This window comes from Homoserinimonas sp. OAct 916, assembly GCF_003260275.1.
Lineage (GTDB): Bacteria > Actinomycetota > Actinomycetes > Actinomycetales > Microbacteriaceae > OACT-916.
In genome coordinates this window covers 1-797 of the sequence record NZ_QJHB01000041.1, presented here as the reverse complement: position 1 = coordinate 797, position 797 = coordinate 1, and the positions used below count along the sequence as shown (strand labels likewise).

At 65.6% G+C, this 797-nt stretch carries 2 pseudogenes; both read left to right on the top strand.

The annotated features are described in order from the left end of the window. A pseudogene (locus tag DL891_RS16585) lies at positions 1-557 on the top strand (IS21 family transposase); the annotation flags it as partial. After that, a pseudogene (locus DL891_RS16580) lies at positions 554-797 on the top strand (ATP-binding protein); the annotation flags it as partial. The pseudogenes DL891_RS16585 and DL891_RS16580, both read left to right, overlap by 4 nt.

Genomic DNA, 797 nt, shown 5'->3' with positions numbered 1-797 from the left:
ACAAGCGCAAGGTGAACAAGAACGCTCACGTGGTCTGGGCGAGGAACTTCTACTCCGTCCCCTTCAGCCACATCGGCGCCCTGGTAGACCTTCGCGTCACCGAGACGATGCTGGAGGTCTATCGGCGCGACGAGCGCCTGACCAGCCACCCGCTGCTGCCAGCGAGCACAACGAACCAGTATCAGACGAACGACGCCGACCTGCCGGAAGGCCGCAACTTCCAGGCCTGGGATCGGGCCCGGATCGAGGAGTGGGCGGCGCGGATGGGACCGGCGACCGTCACCGTGATCGGGAAGATCTTCGAGACCGTATTCATCGACGAGGCCGGCTTCGACGCGGCGCTGGCCGTGTTACGCCTATCGCGCCGGTTCCCTCCGGCCAGACTCGAAGCCGCCTGCGAACTCGCGCTGCGGGGCCCGGTCCGCTCCCCGCGCTACGCCCATTTGCGGCCGATCCTCGACACCGGGCAGGACAAAACCGGACACACCCGCGAACCGGAACCGGATGAAGGCGGCTATGTCCGCGGCGGCGCCTACTACGCCGGAGGCACCCGATGAGCGCGCTGGATGGAGAGACCAAACGCAAACTCCGCGAGATGAACGCCGGCGAGCTGCTGGCCGCGATCGATACCCAGGACGAGACCCTGTCGATCAGTTTGACGTTCGAGGAACGGGTCCGGCTGGTCGTCGATGACGCCTACTCGACCTTCATGCATTCCAAGGTTGTCGGGTTGATCCGGCGGGCGGGACTGCGTTATCCGAACGCAGATTTGCGGCGCATCGACCTGCTCGACGAGC